Raw genomic sequence first — 18,039 nt, forward strand, 5'->3', positions numbered from 1 at the left:
GGCGCCGGACACGATCAGGAGGCGTCCGCGCGCTTCGGCAATGACGAGGGGGAGAGGTCCAGCGCGTGCTCCTCGACGTAGTCCAGGGCGTGGCGGATCGCGCCGAGGGACACAATACGGTCACCGAGGGTGGAGGTTGCCAGCCGCGGGGGAGTGAAGGTGAAGTCCGGCAACTGCTTTTCAATTGCTGGGATCAGTGCGTGGGCAGAGGCTGCGACGGCTCCCGCAATAACAACCAGCTCAGGGTTGACCAACGTACTGATCGAGCCGATGACACGGGCCATGCGGTGCGCCACACGGTCCAGGGCCTGACGGGCGGCGTGGTCGCCTTCCGCGGCTGCCTTGAAAACCATCTCTGCTGTTAACGCTGCTGGATCATCCCCGCAAAGTTCCCGCAGCTTCGTGGTCGGGGTATCGTCAAGCGCTTCCCGCCCCCACAGCACGGCGTAGTGGGCGATGCCGTACGTGTCGCCCACGCCGTCGACGGTGTCCAGGTATCCCAGTTCCCCAAAGCCGCCAAGCTGCCCGTGGAGCAAACGGCCGGATTCGAGGATTCCGGAACCCAGGCGGTCGCCTGCCAGCATAACCACGAGGTTGTCGACTCCCTGCGCGGTGCCCTGCCACCGTTCCGCGAGGGCTGCGAGGTTGGCGTCGTTTTCCACGAGTACCTGCCAGCCATGCCGCTCTGCAACAATCCCGCGGACATCGAAGGATTTCCAGAATTCCTGGACGGTGAGGACCTCGCCGTCGCGGCTTACCGGGGCAGCAACTCCCACGGACACTGCAAGGATCGAGTCTGCAGGTACGCCGGCCTTTTTCAGGACGTCTGCTGCGATCCGGTCCAGCACATCTGCACGCTCATTGGCAGAGACGTTGTACGTGCGGAAGGGCATCGTGACCTGGGATAAAGGTGTTCCGGCCATGTCGGCAACTATGGCGGTGATCTTATTGGCGCCGATGTCGATTCCGAGCACGCTGGCCGCGTTGTCGTCGAAAACAAAGCGGCGTGCCGGCCTGCCCTTGATGTAGTCTCCGGCCCCCCTCTGGTTTTCCAGTTCCTGGAGCCAGCCGAGCCGGACAAGTTCGTCGCAGATGGAAATGACGGTGGCGCGGGAGAGCCCGGTGGAAGCCATGAGTTCTGTGCCTGTTACCACACCGGCACCACGCATGGCCTTGAGCATCGCGCTGGCATTGACCCTGCGAACCAGCTGTGTTGACGGCGCAATCCCGATCAGCATTCGGCGCTCCCACCTTTTCAGCCGCCTACCGGAGTGATAGAGCGGTCTCTCTAAATTTAGTACATAAATTTAGATGACGACGTATTTCCCCCAAAGCTTGACCGTGTGGCGCTCCTCACTAAATACTAGCGATAGGTCATAAATTTACCTCCTATCAAAACTCCGGTGGAGGTCGAATGCGACCACCTCCCCCCACGGCATAGCGGCCACTGGGGGTCCGCAAGACGAAAGGACTATGGAGTCTGTGAAAGCTACGCGCAAGAAACGCATGGCAGCGATGGGCCTGGGTCTGGCACTGCTGGCCGGCCTTCTCTCGGGCTGCACCGGGGAACCGGGCAAAGAGACCATCCGCTTCACCTTCAGCAAGCGGGAGGCAATCGGATTCATGACCAAGCTGGTTGCCGACTACAACGCTTCCCAGAACGAAACCGAGGTGGTCCTGGACACCTCGGGCGTCGACGTCGTGTCCGCGAGTTTCGTCCGCGGCAATCCACCGGACATCGCGCTTGCGAACTACAACATGGAGACGTCCCGCTTCGTCCAGCGCGGAGCGTTGAGCGACTTGTCCGGCACCCAGGCCGCCTCCCGCGTCCGCGAAGACCTCCAGCCGCTGATGGACCAGTACGGTTCCTATCCGGAGCGCACCAGTGCCCTGCCCTACTCAGTCATGGCGTCCTCGGTGATTTACAACAAGGAGATCTTCGCTGCGCACAACATCGCCGTGCCGAAGACCTGGAGCGAGATGATCGCGGCGTGTGAAGCGCTGAAAGCCGCTGGCGTGACGCCGTTCTATGCCACATGGAAGGACGACTGGACGATCGCCCAGGGGTGGTTTGACTACTCCGTAGGCGGGCAGGTGGACACCATTGACTTCTTCAGGAAGCTTGCTGCCGAGGGCACGAAAGTTGGTCCGGAATCCCCGGTGTCATTCCAGAAGGACTTCAACCAGCCAGTTGAGAAGATGCTGACGCTCGCGAAGAACTACGTCAACAAGGATGCTGCAAGCCGCGCCTACGGTGACGGTAATCTTGCTTTCTCGCAGGGCAAGGCGGCCATGTATCTGCAGGGACCCTGGGCATTCAGCGAGATCGCCAAGACTGCCCCGGACCTCAAGCTCGGAACCTTTCCCCTCCCGATGACCGAGGACCCCAAGGACCTGCGCGTCCGGGTCAATGTGGACCTCGCGGCCTGGATTCCCGAGGCGTCCAAGCACAAGGACGCTGCGCGCACCTTCCTCGAGTACCTGTACCGGCCAGAGGTGATCGATGCCTACAACAAGTCGCAGTTGGGCTTCACACCCACCAAGGACTCTGCAAATGTTCCGGATCCCCGGATCGAGGGAATGGTGGAGTACTACGAGAAATCGCAGGTTTACCAGGGCCCCTCGGTACTCGTTCCGCGCACCATACCGATCATGAACTACACGCAGGCAATCGTGTTCGGCGCGTCCCCTGCATCCACCCTCCGCACACTCGACGCAGATTGGGCGCGCCTGGCCTTCCGCCAGTAGTGCAGAACATAGGAAGTCAGAATCATGTCCAGCATCAGCACCTCAACCACATCCGGGCAGAGCCGCCAAGGGCAGCGCAGCAGGCGGCGTGTGGAACCGATCTTCTACTTTTTCCTGGTACCCAGCCTCATCCTGTTCACGCTCGCCATCACGATTCCGGGCATCATCGGTATCTTCTTCAGCTTCACGGACTCCATCGGAATTGGTGATTGGGAGTTCATCGGCCTGACAAACTACATAGCGATCTTCAGCGACCCCGCTATCCTGCAGAGTTACCTGTTCACCTTCGGTTTCTCCATCGTTACAGTGATCGCCGTCAACGTGATCGCCTTCCTCCTTGCCGTCGGCCTTACCGCGCGCATCCGGATGAAGTCGGCACTGCGGACCATCTTCGTCATCCCGATGGTGGTTTCCGGCATCATCATCGCCTACGTGTTCAATTTCCTGTTCTCGAACTCCCTGCCTGCCGCGGGGGCTGCGGCAGGGATCCCCTGGTTGGAGAGCAGCCTCCTGGCAAACCCGGACCTCGCGTGGATTGCGATTGTGGTTGTCACGGCATGGCAGGCGGTACCCGGGGCACTGCTCATCTACATTGCGGGACTTGTTGCAGTGCCCGGGGACGTCTATGAGGCCGCGGAAATCGACGGCGCGGGCAAATTCCAGCAGCTGCTGAAGATCACCCTTCCGTTGGTGGCCGGTTACGTGGTCATCAATATCATTCTCGGGTTCAAGGGCTTCCTGAATGCTTACGACATCATCGTCGGGCTGACGAACGGTGGCCCCGGGACCTCCACCCGGAGCATTGCGATGACTGTCATTGCCGGCTTCAATGGCGGCGACTACGCCTACCAGATGGCCAACGCGACGATCTTCTTCGTGGTCGCCATCCTTATCTCACTCCTGCAGCTTTCGCTGACTCGCGGACGGAATGCACTCTGATGACCAAACAAACCACCCTCGCAATCGAGGACTCCTCCCACGTTGAAACCATCACCGCTCCAACCAGCCGACGGCGGTCGGCTCCGGCGATCGAGCGGGTCAACTGGCCGGCAACCACAGTGCTCGTCCTCTGCGCAGTGACCGTGCTGCTTCCCCTCTATGTCACGGTGTCCATGGCCTTCAAGACCCAGGGGCAGGCTGTGGATGGCAACGCCTTCTCATTTCCCGCCCCCTTCAGCCTCGACGGTTTCATCCAGGCCTGGACCCTGACGAACTTTCCCGTGGGTGCCGCCATGTCATTGCTGGTGACTGCAGGGACTGTCCTCGCCACCATCGTCCTTGCTGCATTCGCCTCCTATGCGATTGTGCGCAACTGGGAACGCCGGTTGTTCAGGTACTCGTTCTTCTACCTTCTCGGAGCGATGTTCATTCCGTTCCCGGTGGTTGCATTGCCGCAGATCCAGCTCACCGGTCGTCTTGGGCTGGACAACCCGTTCGGCGTTATCCTCCTGGCCACCATGTTCCAACTGAGCTTCAGCGTGCTGCTCTTCACCGCATTCCTGCGTTCCATACCCATGGAACTGGAAGAGAGTGCCCGGATCGATGGCGCTACGACATGGCAGACATTCTGGAAGCTGATCTTCCCGCTGTTGGCGCCGATGAGCGCCACCGTGGGTATCTTCGCCTTCCTCTATGCCTGGAATGACTTCATGATGCCGTCGTTGATCATTTCCGATCCGGCACTGCAGACCCTGCCGGTACGGCAAAACCTGTTTCAAACCCAGTTCAGCAACAACTACCACGTGTCCTTCGCCTCCTACCTGATGGCGATGGCGCCCGCGATCGTCGCGTACCTCTTTACGCAGAGGTGGGTCATGGCGGGCGTGACACAAGGCGCCGTTAAGGGCTAGTGGATGTTGACCTTCCGTGCCCAGCGTTTCATACTGGTCCGGGATATAAATTTAGATTCTAAATCAAAGGAGTTTCGTGAGCACTTCCGCCACTCAGGCACACCGTACCGACGCAGAGCGAATGGCTGATCCCAACTGGTGGCGCCAGGCGGCTGTTTACCAGATCTACCCGCGCAGCTTCTCCGATTCCAACGGCGACGGCATCGGTGACCTCAAGGGCATCACCGCCAAAGTCCCGTACCTGAAGGAACTGGGGATCGACGCCGTTTGGCTGAGCCCGTTCTACCCATCGGCGCTTGCGGACGGTGGCTACGACGTCGATGACTACCGCAACGTGGACCCCAAGCTGGGGACGCTTGAAGATTTCGATGAGATGGCCGCAGCATTGCATGCCGCCGGCATCAAGCTGGTGGCCGATATCGTGCCCAACCACTCTTCGGACCGCCATGAATGGTTCAAGGAGGCCCTGGCATCGCCCAAGGGTTCTGCAGCGCGGGAACGCTACATCTTCCGTGACGGCAAGGGGAAAAACGGCGAGCTTCCGCCCTCGGATTGGGACTCCGTGTTTGGCGGACCGGTCTGGGAACGCATCACCGAGCCCGATGGCACTCCCGGACAGTGGTACATGCACATCTTCGCCAAGGAGCAGCCCGACTTCAATTGGGACAACCCCGAGGTTCGCGAGGACTTCCTGAAGACCCTGCGGTTCTGGTCCGACCGCGGCGTGGACGGCTTCCGCATCGATGTCGCACACGGCATGGCCAAGGATCTCTCCGAGCCGTTGCCGATGAAGGCAGACCTCGAGGCCCGGGCCCACGGCACGGACGGTTTCGTAGACGGGTCACACCCGTTCTGGGACCGTGACGAAGTCCACGAGGTCTACGCGGAGTGGCGCAAGCTCTTCAACGAGTACAACCCGCCGCGCACTGCAGTAGCCGAGGCCTGGGTCCACGAATCGCGTCGCGCCCGCTATGCCAGCCCTGAGGGACTGGGCCAAGCCTTCAACTTCGACCTCCTGCAGGCCGACTTCGATGCGCCTTCCTTCCGGACCATCATCACGGAAAACCTGATCGCGGCCAAGGAAACCGGGGCGTCCTCCACCTGGGTGTTCTCCAACCACGACGTCGTTCGGCACGCCACCCGCTATGGACTGCCCAAGGGCGGTTCAGTTGCCAAGGGAACCAACGCTGCCCAGGATGTCTCGGCCGGCAAGCCAAAGGGCCAGGACGGCAAAGGCTGGCTGCTGGCCGGCGCGCCGGCGGAAGAGCTCGACGTCGAACTGGGCTTGCGTCGTGCCCGCGCCGCCACGCTGCTGCTCCTCGCGCTACCCGGCTCCGCCTACCTTTACCAAGGCGAAGAGCTTGGTCTGCAGGAAGTAACCGAAATTCCGGACTCCGAGCGGCAGGACCCGTCCTTCTACCGCAACCCAGGCGTGGAAATCGGCCGCGATGGTTGCCGCGTTCCGCTGCCGTGGACCGCAGAAGGACCCTCCTTTGGCTTCGGAGAAGGCAAGGCACACCTGCCGCAGCCGGAATGGTTCGCGAAGTACGCGGTGTCCGAGCAGGAAGGACGTGAAGGCTCAACGCTGGAGCTCTACCGCAAAGCACTGCGCCTGCGCAGGGAACTGCAGACCGACGAGGAACTCGAATGGGTTGAGACCGGAAACCAGGACGTTCTGCACTTCAGCCGTCCGGGCGGTTGGGAAACGGTAACCAACTTCGGAAGCGAGCCCTTCGCGCTTCCGGCAGGCACCGTCGTCGTGAGCAGCGGACCGCTGGAAGGCGGCCTGCTCCCGGCCGACACCACTGCCTGGGTGGTCCGCGACGCGTAAGCGCCGGGCAGCCAACTGATTGAATACATGGATGAATAATGCGAACGGGCGCGGGCGCCTGATCTACGGCTGCATGGGTCTTGGCGGTCCCTGGGACGGAACGTCCTATAGTGCCGCGGAGATTGAACAGGCTGCCGCAGTCATCGAGGCAGCACAAGGTATCGGCATTGAATTGTTCGATCATGCTGACATCTACCGCAGCGGCAAGTCCGAAGCCGTCTTCGGGGAAGTCCTCGCCCGTTCGCAGGGCCTGCGCGGGAAGATCCTGCTGCAAACCAAATGCGGGATCAGGCTGGGGGAGCGCGGGCTGGACACGCACTACGACCTCAGCCGGGAAGCCATCCTTGAACGGGTCAATGAAAGCCTGAAGCGCCTTCAAACGGATTACGTAGACGTCCTTCTCCTGCACCGCCCGGATCCCTTGATGGATCCCCGCGAGGTGGCGGACGCCGTCGGGCAGCTTGTTACGGAAGGCAAGGTGCGGCAGCTGGGTGTGTCCAACATGTCCGGCGCGCAGATCAAGTTCCTGCAGGACTCCCTTGAGATGCCCATCATCGCCAACCAACTGGAGATGAGCCTGCTGCGGCGGGACTGGCTGGAAAGCACCGTACTGGTCAACCATGCGGACGGGCTGGGCTTCAACTTTCCGCATGGGACCCTGGAGCTATGCATGGCCAAGGGGATTGAGCTCCAGGCCTACGGCTCCCTGGCTCAAGGGCGCTACACAGGGGCGCCGTCCGGGGAAATGTCGCCGGCCGAGTCCGCTACGGCTGAAATGCTTCAGCGGCTCGCGCGGGAGAAAGGCACCACGCCTGAATCAGTACTGCTGGCGTGGCTGATGCGGCATCCGGCGCGGATCTCTCCCGTGCTGGGAACCACCAACCCCGGGCGGATCGCTGCCTGCTATGATGCCGCCTCCGTGGCTGCCGCAATGTCCAGGGAGGAGTGGTACGGCCTGTGGCTGGCGGCCCGGGGAAGCAACATCCCCTAAAGCGCGTTTTACCCAACTGAGTCGCAGTTGTGCGCGTTATGACGTCTCAAAACGCGCTTAACTGCGACTCAGATGGGCTACAACAGCAACACATACGGGCCCCTACGAAACGCGAGCGACCGGGGCCACCACCGAGTAGGTGCTTGAATCACCCTGGATGGCCTGGCTTGCCTTGCCGTCGATGCTCACGGGAATGTCGCCGGCAATGGTGACGCGATTGAGCTTGCGCGGCTGTCCGTCGTAGTTGTCCGGGGCGTAGTGCTGGGTGATCCGGTTGTCGAACAAGACAACCTGGTTGGGCTCCCAATTCACCCGGACCACGTTCTCCGGGCGCGTCACATAAGCCTGCAGGAGCCTGATGATGTCCCGGGATTCTGTGTTGGACAAGCCCACGATCCGAAGCCGCTGCGCGAAGCCCCCAATGAACAATCCGCGCTCGCCGGTCAACGGGTGGACCCGCACCACGGGGTGGGCGGTTTCGAACTTCAGGCGGGTGAACTCCTTGCGGCGCTCCTCGGCATTCTGGTGCTCAAGGTTCTTGGGCACGGAGTAGTCGTAATCGTTGGTGTGGATGGCCCAGAGGGTGTCCGCGAAGTTGCGCAGTTCCTCCGGCAGGTCCTGGTAAGCGCCAGCGGAGGAAGCGATGAGCGTCTCCCCGCCATAGGCAGGCAGGTCGATGCTCCGCAGTGTGGAGGCCTGCGGCGGATTGACCACGAAAGTAACGTCCGTGTGCCAGTTATTCGCGGAGCCGTTCTCACTGTCCACCGGCAAGACGTTTTCTTCACCTTCCACGGACGCAACCGTGGGATGTGCCTTGGTAAGCGGTCCGAAATGGCTGGCGAACTTCACCTGGGCTTCGTCGGTGAGGATGTTGGCCTCCCGGAATACCAGGGCCTTGTGCTCGTTCAACGCGCCCCGGATCTGGGCGATCGTGTCCTCGCTGAGGTCTCCACTGATATCGAGTCCCCGGATTTCCGCGCCGATGCGGGAGCCCAGCTTGGCAAATTCAAGCTTGGTTTCGGTAATGAGGGTCATTGTTCTTTCCTTACTTTGTGATGGGTTGTGGCGGGTGCCACGGGGGTGGTTTTCAGGGGGCGTCCGCGCCTACTGCCGTCCGCCAGCGGGAGAAGTGGCGTTCCAGGGCGACCAGCAGGAAGTTCACGCCAAGGCCCAGCAGCGAGACTGTCAGGATGCCCGCGTACATATCAGGGATCAGGAAGCTGCTCTGCGCGTTCACGATCAAGTAGCCAAGTCCGGCCTTGGCGCCGACCATTTCGGCGGCAATCAGCACCAGGATTGACGCAGTGCCGGCCATCCGGATACCAGTGAAGATCGTGGGTACGGCGGATGGCAGGATGACTTTCTGGAAGAGTCGGAAACTGTTCAGTCCCAGCGAGCGCGCAGCCCGTATGAGCAACGGATCCACGGTTTTCACTCCGGCGATCGTGTTCAGTAGCACCGGGAAGAAGGCCGCGTAAGCCACGATGCTGATCTTGGATTCCTCGCCGATTCCCAGCAGCAGAGTGAACACAGGCAGCAGGGCCAATGCCGCCGTGTTGCGGAAGAGCTCCAGCAAGGGGTTGAGGACTGCGTTGAGCCGTCCGTACCAGGCGATCAGGAGTCCCAGCAACACGCCTCCAACGAGGGCCGCGCCGAAACCGGTGACAGACCTGGTGAGGCTGGCCGCGATGTGGCCTTGGATGGTGCCGGCTTCAAAGAGCTTGCCCCATGCCAACAGAACGTCGTGCAACGGTGGCAGGAATACCCTGGTGGACGGGCTGGCCAGATACGTCGGGCCAAATTCCCACAGCGCCAGGAAGGCAAGGATGCCGGCGGACTTCCACACGCCTGAACCGGCTGCTGCCGTAACCCTGCGCACGGTGGCGAGGACCGGCGTCGAACGTTGCGCGATACCGTCCCGGGCGGGTGCGGCCGCAGTACCGGAAGGTCCGACGGCGTTGCCCGACTCGGTGGTGATGCTTGCCTTGCGCGCTGCCGCCGCGGTTTCTGTCTGCGTCAATGTGGTGCTCATCAGGCCGCAGTCCTTTCATTGGTGGCGGTTCCCTCTTTGGTCAGGGTTGACGGTTCATCCGGTGCGCTTCCGTCCGGGAGGATCTTCCGGTGCCCGGCATCCTGCGCGCGACGGACCTCATCGTGCAGGAGCGTCCATACCTCGTGCCGGTGCTCGACGAACGCCGGGTGGGAGCGGATGTCGTCCTCCCCGTCGCGATCGGGGATGTTGATGTCCACAATTTCCTTCAGCCGGCCGGGACGGGCGCTCAGAACTGCCACGCGCCCGCCGAGGTAGACGGCCTCGTCAATGCCGTGCGTGATGAACACGATGGTCTTGCCGGTGGCCTTCCAGATGCGCAGCAGTTCGTCCTGCAACTGCTCGCGGGTTTGGGCGTCCAATGCCGCGAAAGGCTCGTCCATCAGCAGGACGTCGGGCTCGTAAGCCAGGCTGCGGGCAATCGCGACCCGTTGCTTCATGCCCCCGGAGAGCTCATGGGGATAGCGGTCCTCGAACCCGGCCAGCCCGACGAGTGACAAGTACTCCCTGGCCTTGGCTGCCCGTTCGCGCCGGTTCAATTTCCTGCCGTCCGGCCCTGGTCCTTCCAGGCCGATGGACACGTTGGCCGAAGCTGTCCGCCAAGGGAACAGTGCGTACTGCTGGAACACCACAGCGCGGTCCTTGCCGGGACCCGTCACGGGCTTGCCGTCAACGAGAACCTCCCCGGACGTGGGCGTTGAGAGACCCGCGAGCAAGTCCAGCAGCGTGGTCTTGCCGGAACCGCTTGGCCCAACCAAGGTGAGGAACTCACCGTCGCGCACGTCCAGGCTCAGCGAATCGATGGCCGTGAGCGTCGTTGCGGCAGTGGACTTCGTAGCCCGGACCGTGAATTGCTTGGTCACGTTGCGGAGGCTGATTTTGGCTGTCATGGCTATCCCTTCCTGGCTGCGTCAGTCTTGGCTGCGTCAGTAGCTGTGCCGTTCGTGGCACCGGCGAGATCGTTGAATTCGTTGGTGTAGTACTTGGACGGCGTGAGCTTGTCCTTCACGATCCCGGCAGAGTTCAGCCACGCCTCCCAGCGGGTAAAGTCCTCGTCCTTGATCACACCGCTGTCCGGAACCCCAGGGCTCTTCCAGAACTTCAGGTTGGCCGTGCTCTCATTGCGTCCGCGGTTTTCGATGATCTTGGTGAAGCGGGCAATGACTTCGTCGCGCGGTGTTTCCGCTGCCCATTTGATGGCTTTGGCAACGCCGGTAGTGAACGTGCGGGTGGTGTTTGGGTTCTTTTCGATGAAGTCGTTCCGGAGCACGATCTGGCCGCCTGCAAAGTTGCCGAACAACTGCACATCGCTGAACAGTGAACGTAGTCCGCCGGCCTCAACGGCCCTGTCCTGCAGCACTCCGCCAAGGGTGCCCGCGTCCACCTGGCCTCGGCGGATGGCTTCCTCCGTATCGTTCGGCGCCAAGGGGACGAGCTGGACCTGCTTGATCTCGTCCGGGCTGAGACCGTTCTGCGTCAGGTACGTATTGATGACCGCCTCGTGGTGTGCGCCCAGTGTGTTGACTGCGATCTTCTTGCCAATCAGGTCACGGGGTCCCTTGATGGAGCTGTCCGCCTTCACGTAATAGCCGTTGAAGGTCTTCTCGTCCGAGCCGTAGTAATTGACCACGGCCTTCACGGGGGCGCCCGCTTCGATGAGCTTCACCACGGCTCCGGAGAATGCGCCCCCGAAGTCCGTCTGGTTGGTAGCCGCGGACTGGATGTCCTGCGGGCCGCTGGTGGTGTTGCCCACCCAGTTCAGCTTCAGATCGCCCAGGTATCCGAGGTCTGCAGCAAGCTCAGGGAAGGTCACGTTGTTGGCCGAGCCTTGGTAGCGGAGTTCCTTGACCTCGTTGCCGGGTTGGTTGGCTTGTCCGGCTTCGGCTGCACCGCCGCAGCCGGACACCGTCAGCGCTAGTACGACGGCGGCCGCGACGCTCAGCAGGGGCAAGTGCAGTTTCATGGGAGCTACTTTCGAGTGATTGTGTTTCGGTTGGGGAGCCGTATGTTCACCGGCTTGGGAACGATGTAAGCCCATCCGTGTGGCCCGTGGAAAGCGGGGTGTTCATAGTGGGAAACCGCGGGAAACCGCGGGAAACGCTCTGAAACAGCGGGCAACCGGGCGCAACGCGAAGCCATGAAATGCAATCGACGGAAACAAAGTCGCAGCGTTGAGCCGGATGAAGATTGTGTTGAGCCGGATGACGACACTGCTGACCCCAATGACGACACTCTTGAGTTCAATGACCCACCGTGCGGCGTGCGCTGGAAACGAAAGCCGCGTGCCGCCGTCGGACAGTCATACTGGGGGAGGGCACAGTCATAAGGGCTTTAGTTCGTATTGATCCTCACAACCGGGCAGATTTCTTCGCCCTCCGGGCCGCTTGCCGGATACGGTAGATACATGACGTCTAGCATCGCCGCCGAATCCATTCGGCCTACCCGCAATATTCCCGCCGATATCGCCCGCTCCTGGCTCCTCGTGAACGCCATGAAGACGGAACTTTTTGACGAATCCGCGGGTTCACGGGCAGACGCCATCATCCTGGACATCGAAGACGCCGTTGACCCATCCCAGAAGGACACGGCCCGCGAGAATGTCGTGAACTGGCTGAGGTCCGGCGGTCAGGCCTGGGTTCGCATCAATGACGCCACCAGCCCCTTTTGGGCAGACGACCTCGCCGGCCTCCGCGGCACCCCGGGCCTGCTCGGAGTGATGCTCGCCAAGACCGAGTCCGCGGACCAGGTTACGGAGTCCTACCACCGCATGGACGGCAAGACCCCCGTGATTGCACTGGTTGAGTCCGCCCTCGGCATCGAGGAAGCCAACCACATTGCCCGCGCCCAGGGCGCGTTCCGCCTGGCGTTCGGTTCAGGTGACTTCCGCCGCGACACCGGCATGGCCGCCACCCCCGAGGCCATGGCCTACCCGCGCGCCAAGCTCGTCGTTGCCAGCCGTGTCGGCAACCTGCCCGGCCCCATTGATGGCCCCACGGTCGGCACCAACCACCCCATCCTGCGCGAGCAGACCGGCATCACCGTAACCATGGGCATGACCGGCAAGCTGTGCCTGGCAATCGACCAGACCACCGTGATTAACGAGGTCATCAGCCCCACGCCGTCGGACGTTGCGTGGGCCACCGACTTCATGAGCGACTTCGAAGCCAACGGCAGGGTGATCCGGGACGGTTCGGACCTTCCACGCCTTGGCCGGGCCGAGAAGATCATGAAGCTCGCAGTTGCCTTCGGGGTTCAGCCCTCCCTGTAGCCATGCTGGTCCACGGCATAGCTTGGGACTCTTCCTCACCGGCTTTGAGGTTATTGCAGCCCGACGGGGAGTTCACCGACGTTGCGCTGGCCCCGGGTTCAACCCTGGGCCTGCGCGTCATGCCAGGGATGTGGTGCCTCGGCCATACCAAAGTCCACGGGCCGGGCAAGCGCACCCATGTTCCTTGCCGCAGCGGTTCCCCAGCCGAGCGTGGGAAGCAGTGCGGGGCCTGCTTTGCCCGGGACGATTCCCGGCTCATGCATGATTTCCACCGAGGCAGCTCTGTGCCCGCCGGTCTTCGCGCTTACCTCATGCAGCCACACTGGCTGTACGTTGCAACGTTCGCCAATGGGGCAACCAAGATCGGGACTGCCTCGGCTCCGCGCAAGTGGAACCGGTTGGCCGAGCAGGGTGCCGTGCAGGCTGCCTATGTTGCCCTTGCCGAGGACGGCCGGGTTGTTCGAGTGCTTGAGGATCTCGTGACCCGCGAGCTTGACTCGTCCAGCAGGTCCGTTCCGCTGCCAAGGCGGCGTGGCTTGTTGAGCCGCGTCCCGACGTCGAGCTTGTTGCCATCAATCGCCGGCATGCCGCGCAGGTGCGCGCGTTGCTGGGCGGACTTGCCATGACCGGCTTCGCCGTTGTGGAGGAAGAGTGGGAGCGGCCGGCTTTGGCTGACCGGCTCTGCACCGTTCGTGCCGCCGGTTCGTCGCGCCACCCCTACCCGGCAGCGTTCGACGGCGGCGGGCATGGTTTTCGGATCCACTCACTTTCCGGTGCCATAGCCTTGGCCGGTCTGCCTGATGCTTCCGGGAACCTGGTTCAGGGAAGTTTCGTGGCAGACCTGGGTGCCTTGAAGGGACGCAAGATCGAGTTCGGCCCCCACATCACGGAAATCCCCGCGCTGCAGGATTCTTTGTTCTAACTCCTTGTGGGGCCTGGTCTGCGTGTTATTTGTGGGTTTTGGGGCGCAGAGCTGGCCTTGCAACGGGCACCGGTAGACTTGGACGGTGCTGAACGAATTCTGGGCCACCTCGTCCACCGCCTACAAAACGCTGGTTTTCAGCGCCATGGGGCTCATCGCCGTCGGACTCATCCTTTCCATTGCCGGGAACACGACCGGCAACCAGGGACTGGCCATTGCATCACTGCCCGTGATCGGTGTCGGGCTGCTGCTCCACGTCACAGGGCTCATAGTCCGCGGCCAGAAGATCCGCAAGACCTACAAGAAGTAGTCGCAACACCACCCTGGGGTCCTCGGCCCGATAGGGTTGGACCATGAGTATCAATCCGGACCTGCAGGGCCGAAGCTACCCTGCCGCAGAAGTTTATGACGTCGGCCGCGAGAAGATCCGCGAATTTGCGAAGGCCGTGAAGGCCAGCAATCCTGCGCACTTTGACGTTGAGACTGCACGGGCCATGGGGCACAGCGATCTTGTAGCCCCGCCCACGTTTGCCATCATTGTTGCCCAGCGCGCCGACGCCCAGCTTGTGGAGGACCCCGAGTCCGGCATCGACTTCTCCCGCGTGGTCCACGCGGACCAGCGCTTTACGCATCACCGCGCCATTGTGGCCGGGGACCGCCTCGTGGCTGAACTGCATGTTGATGGAGTGCGTGCCATGGGCGGCGGCGCGATGATCACAACGCGTTCTGAGATTTTCGCCCTCGGCGGCAACGATGACCGTGAAAAAGTAGCCACCACCACCTCGTCCATCCTGGTACGCGGAGAGGGACAGTAACCATGAGCCCAAAATTCGAAGAACTGACGGTCGGCCAGGAAATTGGCACACGCAGCATTGAGGTCACCCGCCAGGACCTGGTCAAGTACGCCGGCGCTTCGGGGGACTTCAACCCGATCCACTGGAACGAAGCATTTGCCACATCCGTTGAGCTGCCCGGCGTGATCGCCCATGGCATGTTCACCATGGGCTCGGCTGTGCAGCTTGTCAGCGACTGGGCCGGGGACCCCGCCGCCGTCGTTGATTACCAGACGCGCTTCACCAAGCCCGTCCTGGTGGCTGACACCACCGGAACGGACGAGGCCGGTGCAGTTATCGATGTCACCGGGGTAGTGGGAGCCCTCGACGCCGAGGCAGGCACCGTGCGCATCGACCTAACGGTTGTAGCCGCCGGACAGAAGGTCCTCATGAAGTCCCAAGCAGTGGTGAAGGTCTCTTGAATCATGTGAGCACTTCAATCCCCGTTAGGCTTGATGGGTGACCCAGACGCTGCTTTCCGACCTGACCACGGCTGCCGTCGGCGGCCCGGCAGGAAACTATGTAGAGGCCCGCACTGAGGCTGAAATCATCGACGCCGTGCGGTCGGCTGACGCTGCGGGGGAGAAACTCCTCATCATTGGCGGGGGTTCCAACCTGCTGATCTCGGACGAAGGCTACCCAGGCACGGTCCTGAAGATAGCGTCCGAGGGCTTCACCGTGGATTCGGAAGACAGCTGCGGCGGTGTGTCCGTGGTGGTTCAGGCCGGCCATAATTGGGACGCGTTGGTGGAGTACTCGGTCCTGCATGCTTGGTCCGGCCTTGAGGCCCTGTCCGGCATCCCGGGGGCCACAGGTGCCACGCCGGTACAGAACGTTGGCGCGTATGGGGCGGATGTCTCACAAACCATCGCCGCCGTGCGGACCTGGGACCGGCAACGCAACGCGGTTCAGACGTTCACCAACTCAGAACTCAAGTTTGGTTACCGCGATTCCATCCTGAAGCAGACCACCGTGGAAGGTTCGCCGCGCTACGTGGTGCTGACTGTTGAATTCCAATTGCCGCTGGGGCGAATGAGCGCCCCCATCCGGTACGGTGAACTCGCCCGCGTGCTGGGCGTGGAAGCCGGCAAACGTGCCTACTCCAACGATGTCCGCCGGGAAGTCCTCCGGCTCCGCGCGTCCAAAGGCATGGTCTTGGACGCCGCAGACCGGGACACTTACTCCACGGGCTCGTTCTTCACCAACCCGATCATCCCGGCCGAACGCGCCGCAGGGTTGCCGGAAAACGCGCCGAAGTATCCGGCAGGTGAAGACGGACTGGTAAAACTTTCCGCTGCCTGGCTCATCGATCACGCGGGATTCGGCAAGGGTTTTGGACTCGATGCAACCAGCGTGTCCGGTGGCAGGGCATCCTTGTCCACCAAGCACACCTTGGCGATCACCAACCGCGGCTCGGCCTCGGCGTCGGACATGGTGGCTATCGCGCGCGAAGTGCGTGCCGGCGTCGTGAATCGCTTCGGAATTGAGCTGCACCCGGAACCGTTGCTGATTGGCGTTTCCCTCTAGCCCGACACAGCAGTCCGCGACGGGCTTAGCGTGTGCGTCGTGCGGCGATGGGCAGGACTTTGTTGAGGAGCAGGAAGGTCAGCCCGCAACTCACCGATCCCAGCAAGAAGATCTGGCTGAAGGCAATGCTTTGGGGTGAGGGGCCGCTGGGCATGAAGAGCCCTGCCATGGCGAAGCCCACCAGGCCCAGGAGCATCACGATGGCACCCAGCAGGAAGCTGCGTACTTGTGCTGCGGCCGCGGGGTAGAACCAGGGCTCCGGGGTGTCGTCCCCGGGGTCGGCAACAGGTTGGATGGCGGCTGCGGTGCCGATGAGCAGCGCGGCAGTGGCAGTCGCCACCAGCCCTGCCATCTGGATGACCTGCATGGCAGGCGTGAGGCTGACTCCTGTACCAACGGCCACAACGAGGCCCGTTCCAAGCCCGACGACGGTGCAGCACCAGCCAGCCGCCGCCAACCACCTGCTGAGCGGCCGCACAAGCGGAGCAAGATCACCAAAGAGCATGCAGCCATCCTAGGAAACTGTGCTGGAAGGCTGCTGGGAGGTGCTGCAAGGTTCCCTGTACCGGGTGGGCGCTTTTAGGATGGAGCATGCCTGCACCCCAAGCGCGCCCTGTCACTATCACTTCGCGAATCATGGGCCGCCTGCGGCTGGCTGGCCAGGGACTCCTGAATGGTGGTTTTGCCTCAGTGCCGGAAGCGGTTCGGTGGATGACAGCCATGCAGGCGCAGGATCTCGGGTCCGCGCTCTGGGCGGTGGGGCAGCGTGTCCCGGGATCTGCCGCTTCCGACGTCCGCGCAGCCATTGACTCCGGAACCATAGTCCGGTCGTGGCCAATGCGGGGAACGCTGCATCTGCTGGCACCGGAGGATCTCCGCTGGATCCTGCGAATCACCAGCCCACGACTCATGAACATGGTGGCAGGGCGGCACCGGGAGCTTGGCATCACCGCCGAGGACATCAGCCATTGCCGGGACATCGCACTGAAGACGTTGGAGTCCCTCAGGACGGCCGACGGCGGACGCGGGGCCACGCGCGAGCAACTCTTTGACGCCTTCGAGGAAGCAGGCCAGATCACCAAGGCCCAGCGTGGCATCCATCTGCTTGGAAGCCTGTGCCAGCGTGCATGGCTTGTTCAAGGCCCCATGGCTGGTTCACGCGGCAAGGTGGGCGTCCAACAGTTGTTTGTGCCCTTCGACGAGTGGATCAAGGACTCCAGGGACCTTGATCGCGAGGAAGGCATTGCGGAGCTTCTCTTCCGTTACATCCGCAGCCACGGGCCTGCGACGGTGAAGGACTTCGCCTGGTGGAGCCAAGTGCCCCTCACGGAAGCGCGCAAGGCCCTTGGCTCGGTTCAGGATCGATTGGTGGAGCTGCCGTTTGGCGGTACCAGCTATTGGCTTTCGCCTGAAACAGCAGCACTGCTCGACGACGGCGTCCCCGGCTCGCGCGCGTTGCTGGCTCTTCCTGGCTTCGATGAATTCCTGCTCGGTTACCAGGACCGAAGCCTGGTCCTTGCACCAGAGCATGCTGAATTGGTGGTGCCAGGCAGGAACGGAGTGTTCAAACGAATCATCGTGGCCGGGGGAGAAGTGGTGGGCACGTGGGCCAGGACCGGCAACGGCAAGGCGCCCGGCGTTGTTCCTGACCCCTTCGAAGGACAGCTGGGCCCGGCCGCGGAGCGTTCGTTCCAGGCGCAGGGGCGGGCTTACCTGAAGTTCATGGCGGGCTGAGGCCGGGCTTGCCCTGTCCTGACACTGCCCTGCACCTGCCCCGACACTGTCCTAGCCAGTGGGTTGCCCGCTTCCCGGTGGTTTGCCCGCTCCCGCGTCGTTGGCCAACAACGGGTTAGCGGGTCCACGACGTTGTTGGCATCAGGTCCTTATGGCCGGGCAGGGCAGGTCTGAGGGCTGCGGCTGGGAAACCCGTGGGTTGCCCGCTTCCCTGTGGCTTGGCCGCTATTACGTGGAGGGCCAACAACGGGTTAGCGGGTCCACGACTGGGCATGGAGATCCAGC

At 62.4% G+C, this 18,039-nt stretch carries 17 protein-coding genes and 1 pseudogene; 12 read left to right on the forward strand and 6 right to left on the reverse strand.

Features of this window, described 5'->3' with window-relative positions; translation table 11 throughout:
* Positions 1-14: 14 nt before the first annotated feature.
* Positions 15-1,238: an ROK family protein gene (locus AC6I97_RS08320; protein WP_309925717.1), complete on the reverse strand. Its 1,224-nt coding sequence runs from the start codon at positions 1,236-1,238 to the stop codon at positions 15-17.
* A gap of 235 nt (positions 1,239-1,473) precedes the next feature.
* On the opposite strand from AC6I97_RS08320, the gene AC6I97_RS08325 reads away from it, so the two are divergent.
* From AC6I97_RS08325 to AC6I97_RS08345, 5 genes are all read left to right on the forward strand, one after another.
* A complete protein-coding gene (locus AC6I97_RS08325; RefSeq protein WP_224165032.1) occupies positions 1,474-2,748 on the forward strand; it encodes an extracellular solute-binding protein in 1,275 nt (424 codons plus the stop codon).
* Between the two features lie 24 nt (positions 2,749-2,772).
* Positions 2,773-3,687: a carbohydrate ABC transporter permease gene (locus AC6I97_RS08330; protein WP_497944667.1), complete on the forward strand. Its 915-nt coding sequence runs from the start codon at positions 2,773-2,775 to the stop codon at positions 3,685-3,687.
* Positions 3,687-4,598 (forward strand): carbohydrate ABC transporter permease, encoded by a 912-nt coding sequence (locus AC6I97_RS08335; protein WP_309925722.1) that lies wholly within the window; start codon positions 3,687-3,689, stop codon positions 4,596-4,598. The genes AC6I97_RS08330 and AC6I97_RS08335 overlap by 1 nt, the downstream gene beginning before the upstream one ends.
* Positions 4,599-4,674: 76 nt before the next feature.
* A complete protein-coding gene (locus AC6I97_RS08340) occupies positions 4,675-6,429 on the forward strand; it encodes a glycoside hydrolase family 13 protein (protein ID WP_497944668.1) in 1,755 nt (584 codons plus the stop codon).
* A gap of 31 nt (positions 6,430-6,460) precedes the next feature.
* Positions 6,461-7,420, forward strand: coding sequence for an aldo/keto reductase (locus AC6I97_RS08345; protein WP_497944669.1), 960 nt, complete (start codon positions 6,461-6,463; stop codon positions 7,418-7,420).
* A 102-nt stretch (positions 7,421-7,522) separates the two neighbouring features.
* Here AC6I97_RS08345 and AC6I97_RS08350 read toward each other — a convergent pair whose 3' ends face one another.
* The 4 genes from AC6I97_RS08350 to AC6I97_RS08365 are packed head-to-tail and all read right to left on the reverse strand — an operon-like array spanning position 7,523 to position 11,433.
* The gene (locus tag AC6I97_RS08350; protein WP_224088380.1) at positions 7,523-8,455 is read right to left on the reverse strand and encodes a TauD/TfdA dioxygenase family protein; all 933 of its coding nucleotides are present in this window, start codon (positions 8,453-8,455) and stop codon (positions 7,523-7,525) included.
* Positions 8,456-8,507: 52 nt separating this feature from the next.
* Positions 8,508-9,452, reverse strand: a complete 945-nt coding sequence (locus AC6I97_RS08355) for an ABC transporter permease (RefSeq protein ID WP_224165027.1) — start codon at positions 9,450-9,452, stop codon at positions 8,508-8,510.
* Positions 9,452-10,360, reverse strand: coding sequence for an ABC transporter ATP-binding protein (locus tag AC6I97_RS08360; RefSeq protein WP_224165026.1), 909 nt, complete (start codon positions 10,358-10,360; stop codon positions 9,452-9,454). The genes AC6I97_RS08355 and AC6I97_RS08360 overlap by 1 nt, the downstream gene beginning before the upstream one ends.
* A gap of 2 nt (positions 10,361-10,362) precedes the next feature.
* Positions 10,363-11,433 (reverse strand): ABC transporter substrate-binding protein, encoded by a 1,071-nt coding sequence (locus AC6I97_RS08365; protein ID WP_224088374.1) that lies wholly within the window; start codon positions 11,431-11,433, stop codon positions 10,363-10,365.
* 441 nt (positions 11,434-11,874) lie between these two features.
* On the opposite strand from AC6I97_RS08365, the gene AC6I97_RS08370 reads away from it, so the two are divergent.
* The 6 genes and pseudogenes from AC6I97_RS08370 (at position 11,875) to AC6I97_RS08395 (ending at position 16,020) form a co-directional block, all read left to right on the forward strand.
* Positions 11,875-12,738, forward strand: coding sequence for an HpcH/HpaI aldolase/citrate lyase family protein (locus tag AC6I97_RS08370; RefSeq protein ID WP_224088372.1), 864 nt, complete (start codon positions 11,875-11,877; stop codon positions 12,736-12,738).
* A gap of 2 nt (positions 12,739-12,740) precedes the next feature.
* A pseudogene (locus tag AC6I97_RS08375) lies at positions 12,741-13,660 on the forward strand (DUF2797 domain-containing protein).
* A gap of 85 nt (positions 13,661-13,745) precedes the next feature.
* Complete coding sequence (locus AC6I97_RS08380; protein WP_497944670.1) at positions 13,746-13,970, forward strand: DUF3188 domain-containing protein; 225 nt, start codon at positions 13,746-13,748, stop codon at positions 13,968-13,970.
* Positions 13,971-14,013: 43 nt separating this feature from the next.
* Positions 14,014-14,475 carry an FAS1-like dehydratase domain-containing protein gene (locus tag AC6I97_RS08385; protein WP_224165023.1) on the forward strand — a complete coding sequence of 154 codons (462 nt, stop codon included), beginning with the start codon at positions 14,014-14,016 and terminating at the stop codon, positions 14,473-14,475.
* A 2-nt stretch (positions 14,476-14,477) separates the two neighbouring features.
* Complete coding sequence (locus AC6I97_RS08390) at positions 14,478-14,915, forward strand: MaoC family dehydratase (RefSeq protein ID WP_216925049.1); 438 nt, start codon at positions 14,478-14,480, stop codon at positions 14,913-14,915.
* Positions 14,916-14,952: 37 nt separating this feature from the next.
* Positions 14,953-16,020 carry a UDP-N-acetylmuramate dehydrogenase gene (locus AC6I97_RS08395; protein ID WP_497944671.1) on the forward strand — a complete coding sequence of 356 codons (1,068 nt, stop codon included), beginning with the start codon at positions 14,953-14,955 and terminating at the stop codon, positions 16,018-16,020.
* A 25-nt stretch (positions 16,021-16,045) separates the two neighbouring features.
* Here the strand turns inward: AC6I97_RS08395 and AC6I97_RS08400 are convergent, their stop codons facing one another.
* Positions 16,046-16,525, reverse strand: coding sequence for a hypothetical protein (locus tag AC6I97_RS08400; RefSeq protein WP_224088359.1), 480 nt, complete (start codon positions 16,523-16,525; stop codon positions 16,046-16,048).
* Positions 16,526-16,611: 86 nt separating this feature from the next.
* On the opposite strand from AC6I97_RS08400, the gene AC6I97_RS08405 reads away from it, so the two are divergent.
* Entirely contained in the window at positions 16,612-17,754 is a 1,143-nt protein-coding gene (locus AC6I97_RS08405; protein WP_497944672.1) for a winged helix DNA-binding domain-containing protein, read from the forward strand.
* The last annotated feature ends 285 nt before the right edge of the window (positions 17,755-18,039 follow it).

The sequence above is a fragment of the Arthrobacter sp. TmtSoilC48 genome, assembly GCF_059739425.1.